This window comes from Desulfopila sp. IMCC35006 (assembly GCF_005116645.1).
In the GTDB taxonomy this organism is placed as follows: Bacteria; Desulfobacterota; Desulfobulbia; order Desulfobulbales; family Desulfocapsaceae; genus Desulforhopalus_A.
Map to the genome: position 1 here is coordinate 71706 of NZ_SWCM01000004.1, position 20788 is coordinate 92493.

Annotated in this window: 12 protein-coding genes; 1 reads left to right on the forward strand and 11 read right to left on the reverse strand. The window is 47.4% G+C overall.

The window, feature by feature from the left end; all coding sequences use genetic code 11:
- Position 1: 1 nt before the first annotated feature.
- The 6 genes from FCL47_RS08715 to FCL47_RS08740 are packed head-to-tail and all read right to left on the reverse strand — an operon-like array spanning position 2 to position 8257.
- Entirely contained in the window at positions 2 to 1456 is a 1455-nt protein-coding gene (locus FCL47_RS08715) for a peptidoglycan-binding protein (protein ID WP_167496429.1), read from the reverse strand.
- A gap of 48 nt (positions 1457 to 1504) precedes the next feature.
- Entirely contained in the window at positions 1505 to 2257 is a 753-nt protein-coding gene (locus FCL47_RS08720; protein WP_136813114.1) for a hypothetical protein, read from the reverse strand.
- Positions 2258 to 2263: 6 nt separating this feature from the next.
- The gene (locus FCL47_RS08725) at positions 2264 to 3910 is read right to left on the reverse strand and encodes a hypothetical protein (protein WP_136813115.1); all 1647 of its coding nucleotides are present in this window, start codon (positions 3908 to 3910) and stop codon (positions 2264 to 2266) included.
- Between the two features lie 16 nt (positions 3911 to 3926).
- Positions 3927 to 5381, reverse strand: a complete 1455-nt coding sequence (locus FCL47_RS08730) for an ATP-binding protein (RefSeq protein WP_136813116.1) — start codon at positions 5379 to 5381, stop codon at positions 3927 to 3929.
- A gap of 3 nt (positions 5382 to 5384) precedes the next feature.
- On the reverse strand, positions 5385 to 7880 hold the full coding sequence (locus FCL47_RS08735; protein ID WP_136813117.1) for an Hsp70 family protein: 2496 nt from the start codon (positions 7878 to 7880) through the stop codon (positions 5385 to 5387).
- Positions 7877 to 8257 (reverse strand): hypothetical protein, encoded by a 381-nt coding sequence (locus tag FCL47_RS08740; protein WP_136813118.1) that lies wholly within the window; start codon positions 8255 to 8257, stop codon positions 7877 to 7879. The genes FCL47_RS08735 and FCL47_RS08740 overlap by 4 nt, the downstream gene beginning before the upstream one ends.
- Positions 8258 to 9166: 909 nt before the next feature.
- Between FCL47_RS08740 and FCL47_RS08745 the strand changes: the two genes are divergently transcribed.
- Positions 9167 to 10276, forward strand: coding sequence for an IS110 family transposase (locus tag FCL47_RS08745; RefSeq protein WP_136813119.1), 1110 nt, complete (start codon positions 9167 to 9169; stop codon positions 10274 to 10276).
- A gap of 605 nt (positions 10277 to 10881) precedes the next feature.
- On the opposite strand, the gene FCL47_RS08750 is transcribed toward FCL47_RS08745, so the two are convergent.
- Genes FCL47_RS08750 through hsdR form a run of 5 tightly spaced genes read right to left on the reverse strand, consistent with a single transcriptional unit; the run spans position 10882 to position 20725 of the window.
- Positions 10882 to 12180 (reverse strand): McrC family protein, encoded by a 1299-nt coding sequence (locus tag FCL47_RS08750; protein ID WP_136813120.1) that lies wholly within the window; start codon positions 12178 to 12180, stop codon positions 10882 to 10884.
- An 8-nt stretch (positions 12181 to 12188) separates the two neighbouring features.
- Positions 12189 to 15152, reverse strand: coding sequence for an AAA family ATPase (locus tag FCL47_RS24530; protein WP_136813121.1), 2964 nt, complete (start codon positions 15150 to 15152; stop codon positions 12189 to 12191).
- A 28-nt stretch (positions 15153 to 15180) separates the two neighbouring features.
- Positions 15181 to 16893 carry a restriction endonuclease subunit S gene (locus FCL47_RS08760; protein WP_205747263.1) on the reverse strand — a complete coding sequence of 571 codons (1713 nt, stop codon included), beginning with the start codon at positions 16891 to 16893 and terminating at the stop codon, positions 15181 to 15183.
- A 2-nt stretch (positions 16894 to 16895) separates the two neighbouring features.
- The gene (locus FCL47_RS08765) at positions 16896 to 18377 is read right to left on the reverse strand and encodes a class I SAM-dependent DNA methyltransferase (protein ID WP_136813123.1); all 1482 of its coding nucleotides are present in this window, start codon (positions 18375 to 18377) and stop codon (positions 16896 to 16898) included.
- Complete coding sequence (gene hsdR, locus FCL47_RS08770; RefSeq protein ID WP_136813124.1) at positions 18374 to 20725, reverse strand: EcoAI/FtnUII family type I restriction enzme subunit R; 2352 nt, start codon at positions 20723 to 20725, stop codon at positions 18374 to 18376. Before hsdR ends, FCL47_RS08765 begins: the two co-directional genes overlap by 4 nt.
- Between the last annotated feature and the right edge of the window lie 63 nt (positions 20726 to 20788).

Sequence of the window (20788 nt, forward strand, 5' to 3'; positions counted from 1 at the left end):
CTTATTGCCCGAAAATGGAAACGCATTTATCTCCGACTTTTTTATAGCCGTCATTACAGTACCACTCTGATCCATGCACCCAAGCATTGGCAGGTACTTTGATTTTTACACACTCATTGCCAGACTTCCTGTAGCCATCATTGCAGTACCACTCGGACCCGTGGACCCAGGAATTGGCCGGTGCATTTATATTTACGCATTCATTGCCAACTTTTCTGTATCCATCATTACAGTACCACTCTGACCCATGAACCCAGGCATTGGCAGGTACTTTGATCTTTACACACTCATTGCCGACCTTCCGGTAGCCATCATTACAGTACCACTCGGCCCCATGGACCCAGGAATTTGCAGGTGGGTTTATATTTACGCATTCATTACCAACTTTTCTGTATCCATCATTGCAATACCACTCCGACCCGTAAGCCCATGCGTTCGCAGGAATTCCACTCGACTTTCTTGTTTCTTGAGCTGGCCTCGATTCAACTTTCGGAGGAACTATGCTGGAACGCTGGTTAGCAACTCGCCTCAACACGGAAATCAGATCCTGATCAATCCACCCATCTTGGGTGATACCTGCAGCACGCTGAAAGGCCTTCACCGCGTCGGCAGTCCGACGGCCATAATCGCCATCCACTGGGCCGGGGTCGTAGCCGAGATCGGTAAGAAGCTGCTGGGCCTCTTTGGTATATTGGGCATTGGGCTTCTTGGGAGCGCTGTTGGCCGATACGCCTGGCGATACCGATGGGTATGAGCGGCTGCCCAACTGCCTGGCCTCCCTAATGGCCTCAGAGACAATCTGGCTTCGGTAGGCTTCAACATCTCTTTCAGCTCGAGTCTGGGACCCTTCGCGATACCGGTAGCTCCCACAGCGGCTGTTGAAGTCGTTGACGATGCGGTTGAACTCATCGATTCCCGCATTGTTATCGATGACGTCCCTCATCGCTTCAATGCGAATGCCTTCCCGGATACACCAGCGGATTTCCGGCACGGACAGCACATTGTTGGTGCCGACCGAAGGCTTTGTATATTGCAGTCCGGCGCTTTGGGTCGTGCTTGGCGTTTGAACTGCCGGAGACGGGGTGCTCTGCGGGTAGCTGTAGCTTTGCGACGACGAAGGCGGACTGTATGCGGATTTCTTGTTGCTTTGGTCTCCACTGTTAATCAGCCAGATCACAGAGATGAGGGCGATAATGCCAAGAATCCATTTGCCGCCCGAACCACCGCCGCTTTTGCCAGAGCTCACGGTTTCAATAGGCGGAGGAGAGCTTGTGGTTTTCCGTTCAGGCTCGGAAGGGGCTGCTTCCCGTTGAGGCTGGGGTGGTTGCTTAGGCGTTGAGGACTTAGCCTCCGCTTTTGGCTCCGGCTTTATGGGCTCATCAATGCCACTGACCTCGGACGCCAAGTCTGAAAGCCCGGAGAATCCCTTTTTGTTCTTGTCGTTGTCACCAGCCATGGCCATCGACCCCTTCAGTTTCGCACATAAATTCCATGCCGAGCTCCCTCATATGAACGTCAGCCCCCAAGCGCCCAGACCGCCAATGCCGATGCACAAAAGAATCACCGGGGCGCATCCAGAGTTTTTCTTTTTGGCGGGCAGCCCCGTTTCCGGATGTCCATGCGCCTGCGCCAGGTCGCCTATCATCTTTGGCTGGCCGCCTACTCCCAACTGCCGATCCAGGATCTCGAAAAACCTCCGCTTGACCCCCTGTGGGCTTGTGTCGCCTTCATAATCACCAAGGTTCAATCGCGTCTCGCCGGTGAAGAGACCAATCATCAGCGGCCCCATTTTGCTGCCGCCCTCGGCTTGAAGGAGCTCGCCAGCTTCGCTGCCGAGCATTTTGGCCAGCATGCCCATATCGGCCTGCTCGAGGGCAATAGTCATGATCGGCCGGTGCGATGGTCCGTGAGGATTCCTATCGATACGGTAGAAAACCGACATGGCGTAGTGATAGGTCATCCCCCGGTACTCGGCCTTCTTCCCCTGCATCTTCATGGTGAGGTCAAGAACGGTCTTCGGCTTCTTCTGAAAAGTCAGGAAGAAATCCCCCCAGACCCAGGTCTCGCCAGCATCGACGCTCGACCATGGAGCCGGAAGAGTTGGCCACTTTGTCAGCTCCAGCAAGGCGAACACTGGCTTTTGTGGTGCTGATGGCTGTGGACTGGTTTGACGAGACTGAGACTGTGGGAGAGTCCCGGTATCCGATGTCAGATCACTGAGACCCGAGAATCCGCGTTTGTTGTCTTTGTTATCCATGCGCTCTTATTCTCCCAGAAGGCAGCTCAGCCTATCGCCGCCCCGTTTCCAGAACATGCGGATAGCGGCCTCGAGAACGTGAATGTTGTCCTCCTCCTGGTAGGAAAATGCCGCAGCCAGCTTTTTGTCTTCTTTTTTCCCGATGCAGAAAACGCCAGCGCCATCCCAGATCACCAGCTCCCCCCAGCGGCAAAAGACCCGTTCGTTGCTACCAAAGAGTTTTTTGCGCTCCAACTCCATGCCGTGATCACTCATAACAGCGGAGCCGAAACGGTATTTTTTGCCATCACGAAGACCTTCCAGGTACTCCGTCAGCAAACGAACCCCCACAGCCCTCCACAAGCGATCAATAAAGTTGCTATAGATTGCCTCTTTCTTTAACTCGATGGACGCATAATTGGAGCCGTTACCGAAAATAATGCTGTAGGTTGTTCCGGTGGGAATACCGTTAACCGAATGCCGGGTTCCTCCCCAGCGAACCCGCGAAATTGAATCAAGATCCCAGTGACGGCCTTTCCACTCGATACCTTCAGGAGAAATGCGAAGCTTATCTTTGAAGATCGCTCCGACATCGGCCTCATAGGTTATTTCTCTTTGCCATTCTTCAGCTTTGTTCTTTGCGTCCTCTATCAAACGGACCCGCTGTTCCGCTATCTCGCCAAGTGCATCAGCGTCCTCAGCGGTGCGTTCGGCAACCTCACCAACCTCCGCGAATACTTCCTGCAGCATGTTCGTGAGTTGCTGCGAGAAATCGAGCTTGCCGTGCTCGTTGAACATATGGATCGCCAGGCCACGAACCAGACCGGCAACGCGGTGACTTGCATCGTGATCGAGCCCTCGACTTTTCGTGCTGACCTGAATCGGCTGAGCGACGGTATCCCAGTTCCTCACAACCTGGATTAACTGGTTCATCATGGGGGCCAATGTGGAATCGGGCCTTTCTGCATCGACGGCTGCCCGCAGTTTTTCGACAAGGGCTCTTATGTTCCCTTCTTCCTTCTCAAGGAATCCCTGAGCTTCTACCTCATACGAGTCGACGAGGTCTGCAATCAGAATAGGCCCGTGTTCCTCGCCATCATCGGTGGCGGATTCTACGGCAACGGTAACCGCTTCAACGAGTTCTTTGGCAGATAAATTATCCAAGGCGAACTTGATGACCTGCCGATAATGACGCCGCCGCTCCTGGATTTCCGTCTCCACAGCGGACAGGTCAGTTACCTCGGGGAACCCGGACACAATACGTTCCTCGTTAATGATCCCACTCAGCTCTTCAGGCTCGATATCCTCAAAAGCCCAGGCAATTTCTATAATCCACTCTGCAACATCATCGGATGTGTAATTAGACAGTCGTGAGAGACCTGCAGCAAGCAAGTTGGCTCGAGCTATAGAAGTCAGTTTATCGATGCCGAGAAGATCTGACGGCGAGGACTCGAGCAACGACAACATTTCACCAGCGCGTTTCGGGCCGATCCCTGGTAGCCAGGCAACTTCAGCACAAAGACGCTTCCTGGGATTTGTCAGATCCGAGCGAGCTTGCATACACTCACTGGAATCAAGCAGCAGGCTGCGCTCGTCGGCCAATTCCATGATCCTCCGGCGGTTATCGCGGGGGCTTGCGGTCAGAAGTTGAAAAGGATTTTGTAAAAGGTCCATGCTGCCCTCCGGAAATTCAGAATCCGATACGTCTACTTTTTTTCTCTTTATCTTCAGGAAGGCTTTTCAATGCAGCATCGATGCTTTCCTGATCCAGTTGAGACTTCCCTGCCTTAGCGGCGAGCCTTGCTGCTTCACGTATAACAAAAGCGGAATCGGATAGCGCCTTCCCGGTCAGGGCATCCAGAATGGTATTGATATTGAGATCTTCCGCTTTAGGTAGTTTGCTCAGAAGTGAGTCGAGGAGAGATGCCACTTCGATTCTCGACGGCATTCCTACCTCAATGATGTGATCGAAACGTCCTCGCCTCAGAATGGCAGGATCAATCATCTCGATCAGATTCGTCATGGCGATAATCAAAACCTTGTTCTTGATGGCCTCAGGTATTCGTCTAAGGAATTCGGCAACCTCCTCGACGTGATGCAAGCTTGAAGTCCCGCCGGATCGTCTGTCCGACAAGAAGGACTCCATTTCGTCGATGACGATCACGGCCGGAGCTCCATCTATGGCCTTGTCAAAAACCTCGGAAATCTTCTTGCTGGTTTCGTGTATGTAGGGGCTGCCCACACTGTTAGAATCAATCGAATAGCTGGGCCAATCGATAAAATCCACAAGCCTCTCAACGGCAAAAGTTTTGCCGCAGCCTGGAGGACCATGGAGAACGATTGCCGATGGAAATTCGATTCCCATCGCCTGATATTTCTCGGCATTGAAGATGATGTCGATGATGTGCTCGTTAAAGAACTCTTCGATTTGCGGTCGGCCAGGAAGACTGAACACTTTAGGCGTAACAAAGTTGCCCTGTGATTGGGGTTGCTCCGGTTCGACTGATACATTGGCAACGGTGGTCTTCTCACCTGTTTTGAGTTGAGAAGCTGGCTTGCGCTTTGTAAGAAGGCCAGCGTCAGCAGGAACATGAAACCCTGCCGCCTTGACAATTTCTGCAAGATCACCGGCAGGCATCCACCCCGTAAGAGTCGTCAGCCGCCGAAACGATTCAGTCGAAACAACCACTCCGCCAGTGATCCAGGTTCCCAAAACCACTTCATCTTCGACATGAGGTGTTAGCGTCCAAGTCGGCAGCAGTCTGGAATACTGCTCTATATAAATAGAGTCATGAAAGGACGCATCCGTTGACAGCTTACGAGATTCCTTCAAGGCAAAAGAGAATGCGATGGCGTCAACTTTGCTGTCGGGAGATTTACCGCTTTCTACAGGAGCAAGCGCATATTTCTTATGGCTGCTGAGACTTCGGAATGACGCCGCTCCGAACGTGATCTCGCCAAAGAGAGAAGCACTGAGAAAATCGGATTCACTCCATTTCTCAACCAAATCACGACGGGCGAGCAGGATGTTGTCCGATCCGTTGGTATCAAAAATCTGCCAACCATCTCCCGAAAATAGAAGCGACCGGATCTTTGACCCATCCGTCAGCTCATATCCTTTAGGTAGCCATAAGTCCTTCGCCATAAATCATCCCCTGATAATATTGGCCACATCAAACATCTCGTTGTCGGAGCCGCCACCAATCTGGATCATTGAAAGTTGAGCGACAACGGCGCGGAGCTTTTCAATGTCGTCGGAGCGCATGACTTGCGCACCGATGTTGGCCAATTCTTCGAAGCGGTGCTTGTCGGCAAAAAGGTGTGGAGAGTTGACCATTGATTTGAACCGTTCAACAACAAACCAATCCTGACGCCAAAGAATTTCGAAGTTCTTGCCCTTGAGTTCATCCAAATGATGTTCAAAATCCTTATCGTTTCTATCGATGGAACGTTGGGCGGTTCTCGCCAAATTATCGAACGCTGTGGCCTCCGACGGACGGGCATGCTGGCGTATATGCTCATCGAAGAAGGACACCACACCATCAAGGTCGATCTTTCTGATTTCCTTGAGGTGTTCTTTTCTTACTTGGGCAAGTAATCGTCTAGCCTCAAAAATATTTTCCATGGCCTCCTGGGCCTTCTCGGTTTCCGCTTCCTCAGGATCGAGCGAGATGGCGGATTCGAGTTTCTTCCTGGCTTGCTCCAACTTTGGGTTGTCCACGACCTCGTTAATCTCATCAATGCGGTTAAGCGTCCGCTCACCCTCTTCGGCCACAAGAACGGAAGCTGAGGTGTAGTCGAGCTGTCCTTCCTGGCGCGAATAGAAATTCTTGCCTGAGTGGAATGTGCCACCGATACATGGGACGGAAACTTCGATAATGATGTTTCCTGAGTCCAAGATCTCAAAATCACACTCGAGATCTGCACCGGCAGGAATCACACCGTCGTCGAAATCTGAACCGGAAATTTTCAGAACGCCGATGGGACGATTATCTGTGATGGGGTCTTCGATTTCGCCTTCCCACAATTTCAGATTGAGCGAACCAGATGCGCCGGACTTGAGAGATTCGGCAGCCTTGAACACCTTTTTTCCCTTTTTGGGGAGCGAATCGCCCGAGCGAACCAGATAGTCGAGCACTGAACGGCCACCGAGCTTCTCCAAAACCTCAATTCCAACTGAATGCGAGGCCGGTATGGCGTCAACTGTGGCGGCAGTCCTGGTAATGACGATCTTGTCCTGATCCAGAGCGATGGGACCGCCTACGGAATCGAAAACAAACACTTTGAAGGTGTTGTCACCGGTTTTCGTCAGGGTGACGTCGATGGTTGTGCCATGCTTGAGAGGAAGACGGCCAGACGTCCATCCGGTATCAGCACTGTCAACTTGGAACTCAGAACCAGTGGAGACTTTACCTGCCAGTTGAACAGCAATCTTAGCTTTCACATCTGGCGTGCGGGCGATGTAATTGAAGGACAGAGCCAATCCACCACCAGAGGAAATCTGTCCACGGGTGTTTTTTCTTGAGCGGTTCTGGGAGCTCCAGTCAATAGATTCAGCAAACAGGCTGGCCCCTTCAGCCACAGCAGTCATGGGATTCACATCAGTGCTACCAGGGATTCCAAGCTCAAAGGCGACCTTGTCGCGCAAAGGCTTGTAATTGGTCGGTCCGCCGACAAACACAATGCGCTCTAGGTCATGAGGTGTAAGCCCTGCCTTCGAGAGGGTGTCACGGGCAGAAGCTATCGATTCACCGACACGGTCGGCTATCAGTTTGTCATAGGTGTCTCGTAGTAGCGGTATATCAAGGTAAATCTCGTTACCATCGAGGTCTCGAACTCGCGCTTCGGTTTCGGAGAGGCTGATAACCGCTTCCTCACGCGCCGACAGCTCTATTTTGGCACGTTCTGTGGCCCAGATCGCCAGGCGGATGAGCGATTTGAAGGTTGGGTTCACCGAGAAGTCTTCAGGCAAAGCGAAATTGTCGAGCAGCCAAGGACGGACGACATTGTCAACGAGAACACGGTCGAAATCCCGACCGCCACACATGGCGATCCCACCATGCGCAAGCAGGTTGACCCGTCCGCCGAGGCTTTCTGCAATGGCAATATCAAGTGTGCCGCCACCCAGGTCGTAGATCAAAAACATGCCGTCGGCATTGCGTGCTCGCATGACGCTCATCACCGCAGCAACCGGCTCCTGCATGATAGCGACTTTACCGAGGCCAGCCATTGTTGCGGCTTGCATGGTCGCGTCTTTTTGCATCTGGTTAAATGCAGCAGGGACCGTGATTACAGTCCCTGTGTCGGGATTGTTTCTGATTTCTTCTGGCAAATAGCCAAACAGCACCTTCAACACCTCCGCAGAGCATTCTTCCGGAGATTTTGTCATGTCCACTGCCGAAAGCTGAACAGGGGTACTTGTTCCCATCAGCCTTTTAAATAGCAGTGCGGAGTTATCCGGGCTGTGTGGAGCCGAGTCATATGCTCTCTTGCCGACATACTTGTTCCCCCGCCGGTCGATATAGATCGCCGAAGGCGTTACATCATTTTGTTCGGGGCTCTTCCAGATGCGGGTCTCGGAACCGTCGTAGGAACAGATCGCGCTGTTTGTTGTACCCAGGTCAATACCAACGAAATTTTTCATAGTTCCACCTTCCTCAAAGTGACGGTTCCCGTCTTAACCAAACCTTCTTTCCCCATAATGATCGGCTCGAGCATCTGATCGACCATCAAGGCATCCTTCGCATCAAATTCTTCGATATTCAGCGGGGTGGCGGCCATGCCGGGGTCGAAGGGATGCCCTTCGACGTTGACGATTCGCAGATCCGCTTGCTCCAGGGCCTCTTCGACCTTTTTGATAAACCAACGGAACTGGCTCTTGTACCGGTTCTGTTCCCCGGCATCGAGTTTCGTGAGCAGACGGTCAAACACCCGGCCAAAGCGCCAGGATTCAACCGCCATACTTATAACGGCTTCTTTCATCACTTCGGTGGCTGGTGTGATTTGTCCAGATTCCGCCATAATTCTCTCCCTTTTTTATTCGAATAGCTGGCTTAGCCGTCTTTTTATCAGCGGTGTCGATTCTTCTTCGATATCAAACAGAACAGGCGTCGAGCAACTTATAGACATATATCGCTTTTCAGCAAGCATCACAAAACACCACGTTGTCACACCTATTAAAGTGCTGTATATTCATATGAATACAAATGCTTATATCAGATTCAGTAAGACACTACAATGAAAAGGGCGCTAGGAAACAGAATCGACTGTTTCCGATGGATCGAAAAGCATGTCTTTAATCGCCAAATTTTCACAAGAACAGTAAAAGGCTATAATCACATACAATAGAGGAATCGCCTTGCAAAAGGCACATAGTCCGATCATGTGTCGAGAGGTAGTTAAAAAGTACGTCAATTAGTGGACATTAGGACTTCATCTAAGAAACGGCAAACAAATGCGGCTGCCGAAGCGCTAAGATACCTAACAAATTAATAGCACGTCGTTGACATCTCCTTATATTCTTTAAATTACTCATGACCCATCTAGTGCTGGAGTAGTACAATAAGTGCTACAACAATAGGGATGCTGTCAGGCACAGCGACTGATACCACAGTATCTATTCTGGTATCTTCATACACTAGATTGACAATGGCAATGCAAAGATAGTTGAACCGTCATAAAGTTGTAGATTGTTTCTGTGCATCATCGACGATTCACAACAGATCATTTTCCTAGCAAAATCTAAACAACCACCTGCCCTTAGATTATTCCAGAATATCTTTTATGACAACTGCTCCATTATTTCCGTAGTCGATGCTTGATAGATATAATGGTTAACACATAAGCAAAAATAGACCTGCCTACCTTGCAAACGTGGGTTAAGTTGTAGACTCAACCAACAACTCAGAGCCAAAATCAAGGAGGCAGGTCATGCAGAAAATAATAAAGAATATCGGCTTAGATGTCCACAAGAACTCAATATCAATTGCAATCGCCGATGAAGGTCGTGATGGTGAGGTCAGATATTACGGTAAAATTGACAACGACATGAATCAATTGGACAAAGTTATCCGTAAACTTATATCAAAAGGAGCCGTCCTCAGGTTTGTTTATGAAGCGGGCCCATGTGGATATGGCATCTATCGCTATTTGACCAATAATGATATGGATTGTGCTGTTGTTGCTCCATCCAAAATACCGCAACCAAGTGGTAACCGGTTGAAAAACGATAGGCGCGATAGCCTTTCCTTAGCCAGGTTGCATCGATCAGGTGAACTTACACCTGTATACGTCCCAACTGAAGAAGATGAAGCTTTGCGCGATTTAGTCCGTGCTCGAGAAGATGCAACTCGTGCATTTCGAACAGCAAAACAACAAATTGGTGGATTTCTTCTTCGACATGACGTCGTCTATTCAGGGAGAAGTAAATGGACAAAAGCCCATTTCAACTGGTTGGCTGATATTGCTATGCCACATCCTGCGCAACAGATAGTATTTCAAGAATATATCGATACTGTCGTTGACTGCGGCAATCGTGTTCAGCGCTTAACGGAGCAAATACGACAACAATCCCAGCAGAGCAGATTGCATGAATTGATCAAGGCCCTTCAGTCCATGCTGGGGATCTCTCTTATTATTGCAGCAACCATAGCAGCAGAGCTTGGCGATCTGACTCGTTTTGAAAATCCAGGAAAGCTGATGGCTTTTCTTGGTCTTATCCCCTCTGAACATTCAAGCGGTGAGCAGGTGAAAAAAGGCGCAATTACCAAGACGGGTAATGGCCACGTACGCAGAGCCTTAGTGGAAGCAGCTCATGCATATCGATTTGCCGCAAGAAAAAGCAGAGCAATTCTTAAACGGCAAGAAGATTTACCAAAAGAAGTTCTGAATATTTCGTGGAAAGCTCAGTGCCGACTTTGCACACGTTATCAATATTTAATGGCCAAAGGGAAAAAGACAAATGTTGCAAAAACAGCTGTTGCCAGAGAGATTGCAGGTTTTTCCTGGGCAATTGCCCAGGCTCTCCCTAAAGCCGCATAACTTTTGAGCGCCGGTAGCAGGGCTCAAACAAAAGAGCTGACTCAGCTATATTGTGGGAATTCAACTAATAACTTCAATCAACAGGAGTATTTGATAAAAAGGACACAGTCCTTCCAGTTCATGGTCAGAGACGCGGTCACGGTCAGGAGAACCCTCGAAAGTACTATGGGAATAAGCATAACAGCTGAAACTCCCGATGATAGATAGAGGCAGCTCCACGACGAAGCCAATTCATACGGTACCCAACCCGCGCATATCAGACTGATCAACCGTCGTTAAACGATGACCCCGTCTCTGACCATGAACTGGAAGATGTTAATTAACCTCGTTGCAAACATCGATAGACCGGTGATAAAAAAAGAGGCAGTGCACAACTGTTTATTATTGACTGTGTTAACCATATCAGTACTTTCATCTCTGCCTCCGGATAAAGTAACAATCAACCCTTTTTCGTGGTAGAGATTTCACAGAGTCTTTAAGAGATGGTAGAATCTTTTTACGCGGAGGGTGCTGTCTGCTCAGATTTCAAAAGTCCATATAGCTATATTGGGTCTGGAAAGCGATCGGAGTATAAAAATCTCCTTTTTTGCTCTGGGTAATATTAATTATGCCAGAAAACAATTTTCCCCTATTAATAAGTTATCCACATCAAGTGACAGATCAAAAGGAACAACTAATAGTCGAAAACCGTCTTCATATTTGAATGGTTCTATTGGTTTGGTGAAGTTGGCCGATTTTGGATAAATCAGGTACACCTCCTTCACCTGTTGGTCATGTAGGTACTTTTTCCCATAGGCAAACATCTGGTACAGGTCTGCTTGTCCGATAGACGAATGAATCGGTAATGAGCTATCTTGGCCCAACAGCTTCCATTTAGTATCAGCGACCACCTTTATTTTATCTCGGCTTAAAACAAGATCTGGTTTCATGAGGAAGTGGTTTTTCCCCTCTTGCTGCATTAGATAATGATCTCTCGCCTGGGTCCGAATCTGCCAGCTTGGATGCAGTGCTCTCATCCGAGCGGCAACATAGTCTTCAAAGATCCTCTCCATTGGGAAGAGCAGCGATAGAGACCGAGTAGCACCAGCAGCTCCGATGGGGCTTTGATCAAGCAGGATGATACGACACCAGTCCAGCACATGCTCGTAATAGCCCATGCTTCTATCCTTTGAGCAGCGGCCAAGGTCTGTTCGAACATCCGCTGCGGGCGGAACATCATCAAAGGCAAAGAGCAATTCCCTGCACAATCGCTGGTTACGACTCTGCAAAACTATGGCGCTTATCTTTTCAAGTGCACTGCGGATCAAACGGTTTTCAGGCCGGTTCACTTGAAATTCATCATATTCCACATAGAAACGATGTTGGTTGACAAGATTATGGCGGATCTGGTCTGCAACCAGGAGCTTGCCTTTCATGAAGCCAATGTTCTTTTGGGTAGCCACATAGTCAGAACGGATGCCACGTTTGACCAGCTTATTCACCTGCTGGAGAAAATAACTGACAAACACTTCAATGAGAGGCATAGAAACATCAGCCAGCAAGGCTCGGTCACTTTGTCGAAATGGTGAATTCCTCAGATAGCCCAACATTCGAATCAGGATATTTCTAACCTGATCTGGCCCTAGTTCCTGGCCATGGCCACTATAAATCTTGGGGAGGATCTCGATCTGTGTTCCGGAAGGTGTCTGAAGAACCCCTACGTGGTTTTGCACCTGCAGCGACCGTCTTCCTTTAAATAGCGCAGGCTTCAGAAAAAAACGGTCTTCATTGTCATCGCCCAAAGAACATAGCCGAAATTCAAGAAAGTCGAAATCCGCCGAAGGGATGGCAATGGCCTTCTCATCGGGGGATGACAGATCCTGTTCCCGTAGAAGATAGCCATATTCCCTGATTAAAAGGGGCATGGCTTTTCCTATTCCTCTTTCAACGCTGCGCTATTGTATATGCCTACATAGGCATCAGGATCGGTAAGAGCTACTTTATTGCGTACATATTGACGAGCACGATCAAGACCGTACATGGCAAGATCTGTAGAGTTACCAAAAAGAACACTGCCATTATTCTCCAGTTCCTCTTCAAGAATGAACTGAGCTCCCGGATGATCTGTTTTCTGATTGTCTCCCAACACAAGTCTGATTTTCTGCCAGTCTTCAAAGAAATATTCCGCCAGCAAAGGGATGATCTTATGGTTAAAAATCGAGGCGAGGTTGTCTATAGTAGGTTCTTTCTTCAAGGGCAGGAAAAAGGCATGGCCGATTGTATGTTCCCGATCATACAGTGCCTCTATCCGCTGATTCATTGTCTCCAGAAGTTTATCTATTTTTATCTCACCAACTTCGATACCGGCCAGCAGGTCAGAATCAGGCATCATCTCCCCAAACTCGAAACGACGCCGAAGAGCAGTGTCCATAAGGGCAAGGGATCGGTCTGCCGTATTCATGGTTCCTAGAATATGCAGATTTGCAGGTATACCGAACTCTTCCCTGGAGTAGGGAAGTTTGACTGTCACTTCGTTGATCATGCCAAGACGTTTGTCTGGTTCTATCAAGGTGATGAGTTCACCCAACACTTTGCTGATGTTGGCCCTATTTATCTCATCGATGATCAATACGTACCGTTCGGGAGGCTCATTCTCTCCTCCCTCAGAACTACTATTAAGGATTTTTTCAAGATACTCAAAATTCAGATATGAGGGATTAAGGTTGTATATCGATTGTTGGGTGAAATTTTTTGAATATACTTTTTCGACAGGGGTATTGGAACCTTGAATGAGCCATTTTACATTTCTAAAATGTACATATTCTTGCCCAGGAAAGATGTCAGGTTTGTACTCATATTCACCAGTTACCAGCCCAACGGCCTGCATTGATTTGTTTCCTCTGGATACAATGACAATATCACCCACATCCAAAATGTTTCTAAAATAGTACATCGCTTGAACGGAGAATGGCCTCATGTCTGCTCCGGGTGCACCGGTTTGCATGATGTTCTTGATCTCATCACGAGCTTTTGGCCAGTTTTTTTCCTTGGAGAGAACTGAATAATCGACGTCTCCTCCTTTTCCAAGAGTAAGAATACCATTTTCAAAACAGTATGACTCTATTTCCGGATCATACAGTCCACCAATAGACATTTTGTAGTAATTTCTGCTGGTGAGATCATTAACCTTACTCTTTGCCCTCTGTAAATCATCAGAGGAACTGCGCGCCATTGAGCAGATTTTCTTAAATAATCCGTCTTCCACTTTGTAGATGAGCTGACCCTGCTCACTTTCATCCTGTCCTGATAGCTCCGGTCGAATTCCTTCAATAAACTCTTCGTAGCTAAACGACTGATGAAACGAGACAAAGCTGATCCGCTTCTCAGCTATCAACTCACGATAACGGTGCATTAGAGCCGCTCTATCACCTGGGCTGCTGCCATCACAAATCTGTACTGCACGTTTGGCAGTAGTGTAGGTTTTTCCTGTTCCTGGGGGACCATAAAGAATCTGATTTAAAGGGTAGGATGACATGTCGCTCTCAAGCTGAAGTGGAGATTCTTGTTCTCTTTTCTCTGTTTCTAATTCCGACTGTTCAGCTGCAGAGGGAGAATAGAGTGCCGACCAGACAAAACTCTGCACATCAATCATATCCTGCGGATCCAAGCCGTCTTCAACAAGCAATTGGTATATATCTCCAGCCAATCGTTGCACTCGGCCATACTCTTCAGGAGCCAGGCTATCGTTGTTGAATTTGTCGAGGTTGAACAGCTTCAGGAGTTTGCTGACTTCTTCTGTTTTGATGAAAAAATGTATCTTCGGATCACTGAGGAACAGGAAAAAGGTGGTCAAACTACGGGTGGCTGCCTGGCCACACTTACCATCGGCAGAGTGTTGATGCAGGAAATCGATAAAATCTGGGATTTTCACATCTAAACCAATGGTTGGATCAGTCAGCCTGGAAACCGCTTTGGCAAAGTCGATCTGAGCTCTGTCATCCATCTTTTTTACAAATTCAGAATATCGCCAACCCACAAGATTCTGTGGAGCGTTGTCGCTGACTAATTTACGTGAGAACAAAGCCGAAAGATCTTTGCCAAGCTGAAGTAGTTCTTCTTCACCAGATACCAAGGGGTGTAACCGGGGAGCAATTTCCTTTGCATAGATAGTGCAGAGTTCCTGTTTATAGTTCCGCTCTTCTTGCAGGTATTTTTCGGTAGGGTTGGTAAAGGTCGAAAAGTCAGGAAAGTGTTTGAAGAAGTCTGTCTTGATCTTGGCATAGGATTTCTGGATCGTACCTTCCTTCCATACAACATCCCCAAACTCAAGGAGATCCTGATTATTGCGCAGTCGCATGGTTTCCCGGTAGAGGTGAGCCAGGGTTGGCTTTGGTACGGTGACTCCTGTTTTTGCTTGTAGGAAATGAGCTAATACTTCTTTCGTGAAAATATTGAGAACGATTGGTCTTTCTCTGTCCTGATAGAGATGAGCGAGTTTCCATTTGTAGTTAGGGCTGAGATCGGCCTGATCAATCGCGTCAAGGTCCCCCAGCAGTGCTGCTTCAGCTATCTTGATAATGACTGACTTCACAGCGCTAAATGCTTCCTCCGATGTTTCGCCATATTTTGCTTGCCAGGCATACTGATCATCGGACTTATATTGCTGTTTTTTGAAAACTTTATCTGTGTTTCTACGAGCGTATATGCCAAACTTAAAGGACGTGGATCCCCAGATGGAGCCTAGTGTGTCCAGACCCGACTCAACCCACCAAGTGAACGAATCCTTTGAACCAACCTGGCTGTATTCCTCCAAGCTCATCGATTGTAGTTTTTCGAGAGGGAAACGTTCGAGAAATTGGTCCCAGAGTGCATATTGCTGTTTGATTGGTTCGTTCATTGTTTTCTCGATAAGGGTGATTTTCAAGTCATTGCTGCACGGTTTCTTGGCTGATGACCTGCTCGACTATCGTGTCGGCTAGGTGGATTTTAGTGGTTTGGTTTTTTGAGAGGCTGGCTTTGAGTGTGTCGCAGAGCGTTATTAGTTCCTCTACTTTGGTAACGATGCGACGCTGTTCGGTGAGTGGTGGGATTCCTATAATTTTGTTCCACAATTTGTTCGAAACAAGCTTGCAAGTACCATGACTTGAACGTTCAACAAGCTTAAGAAACTCATCCCTTAATCCTTTAATCATTAGAAGAATGAAAGCTTTTTCAGGTCCTGACAGAACAACCGCTTTCATATCCTGATTAATTGTAACCGGAGTTAAATTAATTGCCGCAGGAAATGAGTGTGCCAATATCATTCCTCGCACAACAATTAGAAGACTATCCACAGGGATCATTTTAGCAGCTGATTTATTTACTGCTTCGGAAGTAATTTTATCGACTGAATCAGAAATATAATCCATCTTCATGGATTTGGGGGATATCCAAGGTATTTCACCTCCCCAAAATTCCGGATTTGATTTACTTGGCGTTCCACCACCCAATATTTCGCCCAAATCGCCAAACCTTATCCATTCCCAATTGTCTGGTAGTATAAATGGATATTCACTTTTCGAGATCATTGAAAATGATTTCTTTCTAACATTTTTACTCTTACGTCCAATTCTTTCTAGAAAAACATTAGCCGGTTCATCATCTGGGTCTTGAGGAACAAGTTTGCCCATGACGGCAAGCTGAAGGATGGTTTGTTTGAGGTGGTCGATGCTTTGTTCGGTTGTGAACAGGGTGTCGAAGTGGTCTGCGATGCGTTGCCATGTTTCGGCGAACTCATTTTGGTTGGCAGCATTGGTGAGAGTGGTGAGCAGGGTTTCTACCAGGGTTTGGTGGGTGGTGCTGCTATCTGTTTGTTGCTGCTCCAGCTTGTCGCAGAGAGCCATTAGTTCATCGACTTTGGCTACTATGCGGTGTTGTTCGACTAGTGGGGGAAGGGCTAAAACGATTGAGTTCATTTTTGCCTGATTCATCTTTGGTTGAGCTGTACCAGTCACATATGGTTCTAACGAAATCGCGTTAATATGTAAGCAGATATATTCAAGTAATCCTTCTGTTAAAGCACCAAGTACATGGGCATGGTTGTTTACCCAATATTGACCACGTGCTATAAATGCAATTGGTGTGGAGCGGTTAATTAGATTTGCACCATCTTCACCTATTAAGAGTAAAGGTTCTTCAAAAATAAAATCATCGATGGAATCAATAACACCAGAAGCCCCATAATAATCATACTCCCCTTGTCTTCCTTTTCGTTCATCAACTGAAAGAGGTACACGCTCAAAATCTCTATTGAAGGTAATATTGCCAAAGCGTACGTATTCCCATCCTTGCGGTATCTCAAACTGTTTTTCATTTTTGGCAATTAAAGGCAGGTTCTTTTGTTTTTTTAATTTTCCCTCTTTCAATAATCGTTTCTTTTCTTGAGCAATTTTCTCTAAAAGCACAATCGCAGACTCATCGTCTGGATCTTGAGGGACCAATTTCCCTCGCACAGCCAAATCAAGAATTAGTTCCCGCAGCTTCTTTATGCCGTGGATACTTTTCCCATTTGACATCTTGCCACGCCCTCGACCACCATTTTTTTTCTGCACTTGAGCAGACGTCCAGATATCAAGATGCTCAGTAATTAAATCCATCATTGCTATACTGAACCCCCATTACCCAGGGCATCAGCCAGAATATTTTTTAACTGATTACGCAGGTTCAATATTTCCTGCTGCTGTCTGTCATATTTCCTCAACAGTTCATCCGGATCATGAATAACCTGATCGCCGACATGGGGATTCTTGATATCCAGGTTATAGTTACGGATTTTAATCTCATCTATTGAGACTTTCCAGGCCTGCTCGGTTTCTCCCCTTGTAGCAAAACCATCTTTCTCGTCACCCCACCAATCAATCTCTGGTTGAAACTCTTCAGAGCGCATTGGCTTGGTTTTATTATAGCTGACGACTCCTTCCGGATACGGGTGCTCGTAATACCAGATATGTTCAGTTGGCTGCCCTTTGGTGAAGAAAAGAAGATTGGTTTTTATACCGGTATAAGGATTGAACACACCGTTTGGCAGACGGACGATTGTATGAAGGTTACACTCGGCCAGTAGTTTCTCTTTGAGCCGTGTCTTCATGCCTTCGCCAAAGAAAAAACCATCAGGCAGAACAACAGCGGCTCGGCCTTGATCTTTGAGTCGGTGAATAATGAGCGTCATAAAAAGATCGGCAGTTTCCCGGGTACGAAAGGTAGCTGGAAAATTGTTTTCAATACCATCCTCTTCCATGCCGCCAAAGGGTGGATTGGTGACTATAACCTTAACCCTGTCTTTATTGGTATAGTCACGCAGGGGCCTGCCGAGGGTGTTGTCATGCTTGATATTGGTTGGAGTGTCAATACCATGCAAGATCATGTTAGTAACACAGAGCATGTGCGGCAGGGACTTTTTTTCAACACCCTGAATCGAAGCCTGTAATGTTTGTTCGTCGATATCCGTATTCACATAGTTCTTACGCTTATGCCTGATTGTGCAGGCCAGAAATCCGCCAGTGCCGCAGGCTGGATCGAGCACAGATTCATTCAATTGAGGATCGACCCTATTAATAATAAATTGGGTGATAGCCCGTGGGGTATAAAACTCCCCGGCATTGCCTGCACTCTGCAAATCTTTTAAGATTTGCTCGTAGATATTGCCGAAGGTATGGCGATCCTCCTGGGAGTTAAAATCTATCTCGCAGATTTTATTGATTACCTGACGTAGCAAGGTGCCAGACTTCATATAGTTGTAGGTATCTTCAAAGACGTCCTGAACCACCAAGGCTCGCTTGCCGGTGGGCCCTATAACATTGAGCTTGCCTTTTAAAGTTGGAAAAAGCTGTAAGTTGATAAAATCCAACAATTCATCGCCGGTCATTCCCTCCGGATCTTTGGCCCAGGACCGCCAACGCAGATGTTTGGGGAGCGGAGAGAGATAATCATCTTCAAGAAGCTCCAGCTCGTCTTCCCGGTCATCAAATATTTTAAGAAAGAACATCCAGACCAACTGACTAATGCGCTGGGCATCTCCATCGACGCCAACATCTTTGCGCATAATGTCCTGAATGGATTTAATAATTCCTGAAATGTTGCTCATGCAGACTGCTCCTGATAATACAATTCATTTTCCAGCTCTTGAATAGCATTCTCATAGTTTGATTTGCCACCAAAAACGGTATTTATAATTTCTATTGGGGTGCCCATGTCACTAAACGGACGAAGTTTGAGTATTTTGGGGTTTTCAATAGTCCTGATGCCTTCATCGGCATATTTGTCGAGCAGGGCATCCAAGACCGCTCGTGCCTGATCTCCATACTTGGTGAAGTAATTGCGTTTTTTGACGTTGTTTGCGCGCTCCCTTCGTGTGAGTGGCGGTTGATCAAAAGCAATATGGCAGATGAGATCGAAGTCACCATAGTCGGTACCAATTTCTTCGGCAAGGTTATCCAAAATAATGCCATGCTCTTCGAGGAGTTCGATGAGTGTCTGCTTCTTCTTGGCAGAGCTCCAACGACGAAGGAAATTATCCAGGGAGGTGAACTCAGTCTTGATCTGCTTTCGGGTAAAATCCTTATAGGATTCGGTTATCAGACTGCCATCCGGGCCAATATACTCAATCCGTTCAGCGAGTATTTTTGCAGGGACACCACTCACATAAATCTTTTTGGTTCCTTCAGACTCATCGTCACCTTCAATTACATCCTCATCTTCGCCTGGTGGGGGATCTGGCGGTTCCGGAGGATCACCATCTTTCGGCTCATATATTACAGGTGGATCACCATCAAAATCAGGATCCCTAAAAAGCTCGGTGGCCTTTTTAAAATCCATGACGGTGAAGAAGTATTTGTTATGCTCTTCGTCTATACGGGTTCCCCGGCCAATGATCTGCTTGAAGGCTGTCATGGAATTGATGGACTTATCCAACACAATCAGCTTGCAGGTTTTGGCATCGACTCCAGTTGACATCAACTCGGAAGTTGTTGCTATAACGGGATAGGTACTTTCCGGATCAATAAAGTTATCAAGTTCAGCTTTGCCTTCAACACTATCCCCAGTGATCCGCATAACATATTTGGGGTTATCGATGGCAAGTTGCCCGGCAACGTTAACAATGGCTGCTCGCATACGTTCGGCATGATCGATATCTTCGCAAAAGACGATGGTCTTTGCGAAAGGATCAGTTGCCTTGAGCAGATCCACAACCCTTTTGGCAACCAGCTTTGTGCGCTGATTGAGAATGAGAATACGATCCATATCCTGCTGGGTATAGGTGCGACCCTCTATTTCCTGGCCAAGATCATCCTTCATCCCGGGAGGAGGCGTCCAGCCATCTATATCTTTATCGATATAGATACGCACAACCTTATAGGGAGCGAGGAAGCCGTCCTCAATCCCTTGTTTAAGGCTGTAAGTATAGACCGGTTCACCAAAATAAGTGATGTTGGAGACGTACTTTGTTTCCTTCGGGGTGGCTGTTAAACCAAGCTGAATAGCCCCTGAAAAATACTCAAGTATTTCCCGCCAGGCTGAATCATCTGCCGCACTGCCACGATGGCACTCATCGATGATAATCAGGTCGAAAAAATCGCGGGAGACCGTCTTGTATATTTTATCTTCTTCATTGGGCCCCGTTAGCGCCTGATAAAGGCCGAGGTGGATTTCGTAGGCAGGGTCGATCTTACGGTTCTTGATCTTGGTCATGACCGAGCCAAATGGTTTGAAATCATTTACTCGGGTTTGATCAGCAAGAATATTGCGATCAACCAGGAACAACACCCTTTTTACCGCCTTTGCCTTCCACAGTCGCCAGATTATCTGGAAAGTCGTGTAGGTCTTACCGGTGCCTGTCGCCATCACCAACAGAAGGCGTTTGTCCCCACGAGCAATGGCTTCCATAGTACGGTTTATAGCTTCGGTTTGGTAGTAACGAGGCTCCTTCCCAGAGCTATCTATATGGTACGGCTGTAAAACGAGACCTTCGTTTTGATCTTCGATATTGCGGTATGACTTGTATCTTTTCCAGAGGCCTTCAGGAGGAGGAAATGCATTAAGGGGAAGTTGTGTTTCGATATCTTCGCCAGGCCCAGGTACTTTGTTATGCGAGGCAAAGGCGTCACCGTTGGAGCTCAATGCACTGGGTACTTGCAGAATATCTGCGTACCCAAGAGCCTGCTGCATGCCATGGCTTACGGTATGTGTATTATCCTTTGCTTCTACTATAGCAACAGGTACACCAGGTTCCCACAAAAGCACATAGTCTGCAAATTTCTTCTTTTTCTTATTGCGGGCAGACATATTGCCCCTGACGATAACGGGGCCAGGAGTGAGAGTGACTTCGCGCCGGATCTGCTTCATTTGATCCCAGCCTGCATCTTTGATGGCAGGGGTTATGAAGAGATCACAGATGTCAATTTCGCTGAGAGCTTTTTTGTCTTTCGGATCCAAACTATGACTCCCAAATAACGCATGAGACAAGAGCAGGATGACTGCAAAGAATGAGACAGAACA

Excerpts from the sequence above, each read along its gene's own strand:
- FCL47_RS08745 (WP_136813119.1), top strand. The coding sequence starts at position 9,167 with ATGCAGAAAATAATAAAGAATATCGGCTTAGATGTCCACAAGAACTCA.
- FCL47_RS08720 (WP_136813114.1), bottom strand. The coding sequence starts at position 2,257 with ATGGATAACAAAGACAACAAACGCGGATTCTCGGGTCTCAGTGATCTG.
- FCL47_RS08715 (WP_167496429.1), bottom strand. The coding sequence starts at position 1,456 with ATGGCTGGTGACAACGACAAGAACAAAAAGGGATTCTCCGGGCTTTCA.
- FCL47_RS08730 (WP_136813116.1), bottom strand. The coding sequence starts at position 5,381 with ATGGCGAAGGACTTATGGCTACCTAAAGGATATGAGCTGACGGATGGG.
- FCL47_RS08765 (WP_136813123.1), bottom strand. The coding sequence starts at position 18,377 with ATGAGCAACATTTCAGGAATTATTAAATCCATTCAGGACATTATGCGC.
- FCL47_RS08725 (WP_136813115.1), bottom strand. The coding sequence starts at position 3,910 with ATGGACCTTTTACAAAATCCTTTTCAACTTCTGACCGCAAGCCCCCGC.
- FCL47_RS08760 (WP_205747263.1), bottom strand. The coding sequence starts at position 16,893 with ATGATGGATTTAATTACTGAGCATCTTGATATCTGGACGTCTGCTCAA.
- FCL47_RS08750 (WP_136813120.1), bottom strand. The coding sequence starts at position 12,180 with ATGCCCCTTTTAATCAGGGAATATGGCTATCTTCTACGGGAACAGGAT.
- FCL47_RS08735 (WP_136813117.1), bottom strand. The coding sequence starts at position 7,880 with ATGAAAAATTTCGTTGGTATTGACCTGGGTACAACAAACAGCGCGATC.
- FCL47_RS08740 (WP_136813118.1), bottom strand. The coding sequence starts at position 8,257 with ATGGCGGAATCTGGACAAATCACACCAGCCACCGAAGTGATGAAAGAA.
- FCL47_RS24530 (WP_136813121.1), bottom strand. The coding sequence starts at position 15,152 with ATGAACGAACCAATCAAACAGCAATATGCACTCTGGGACCAATTTCTC.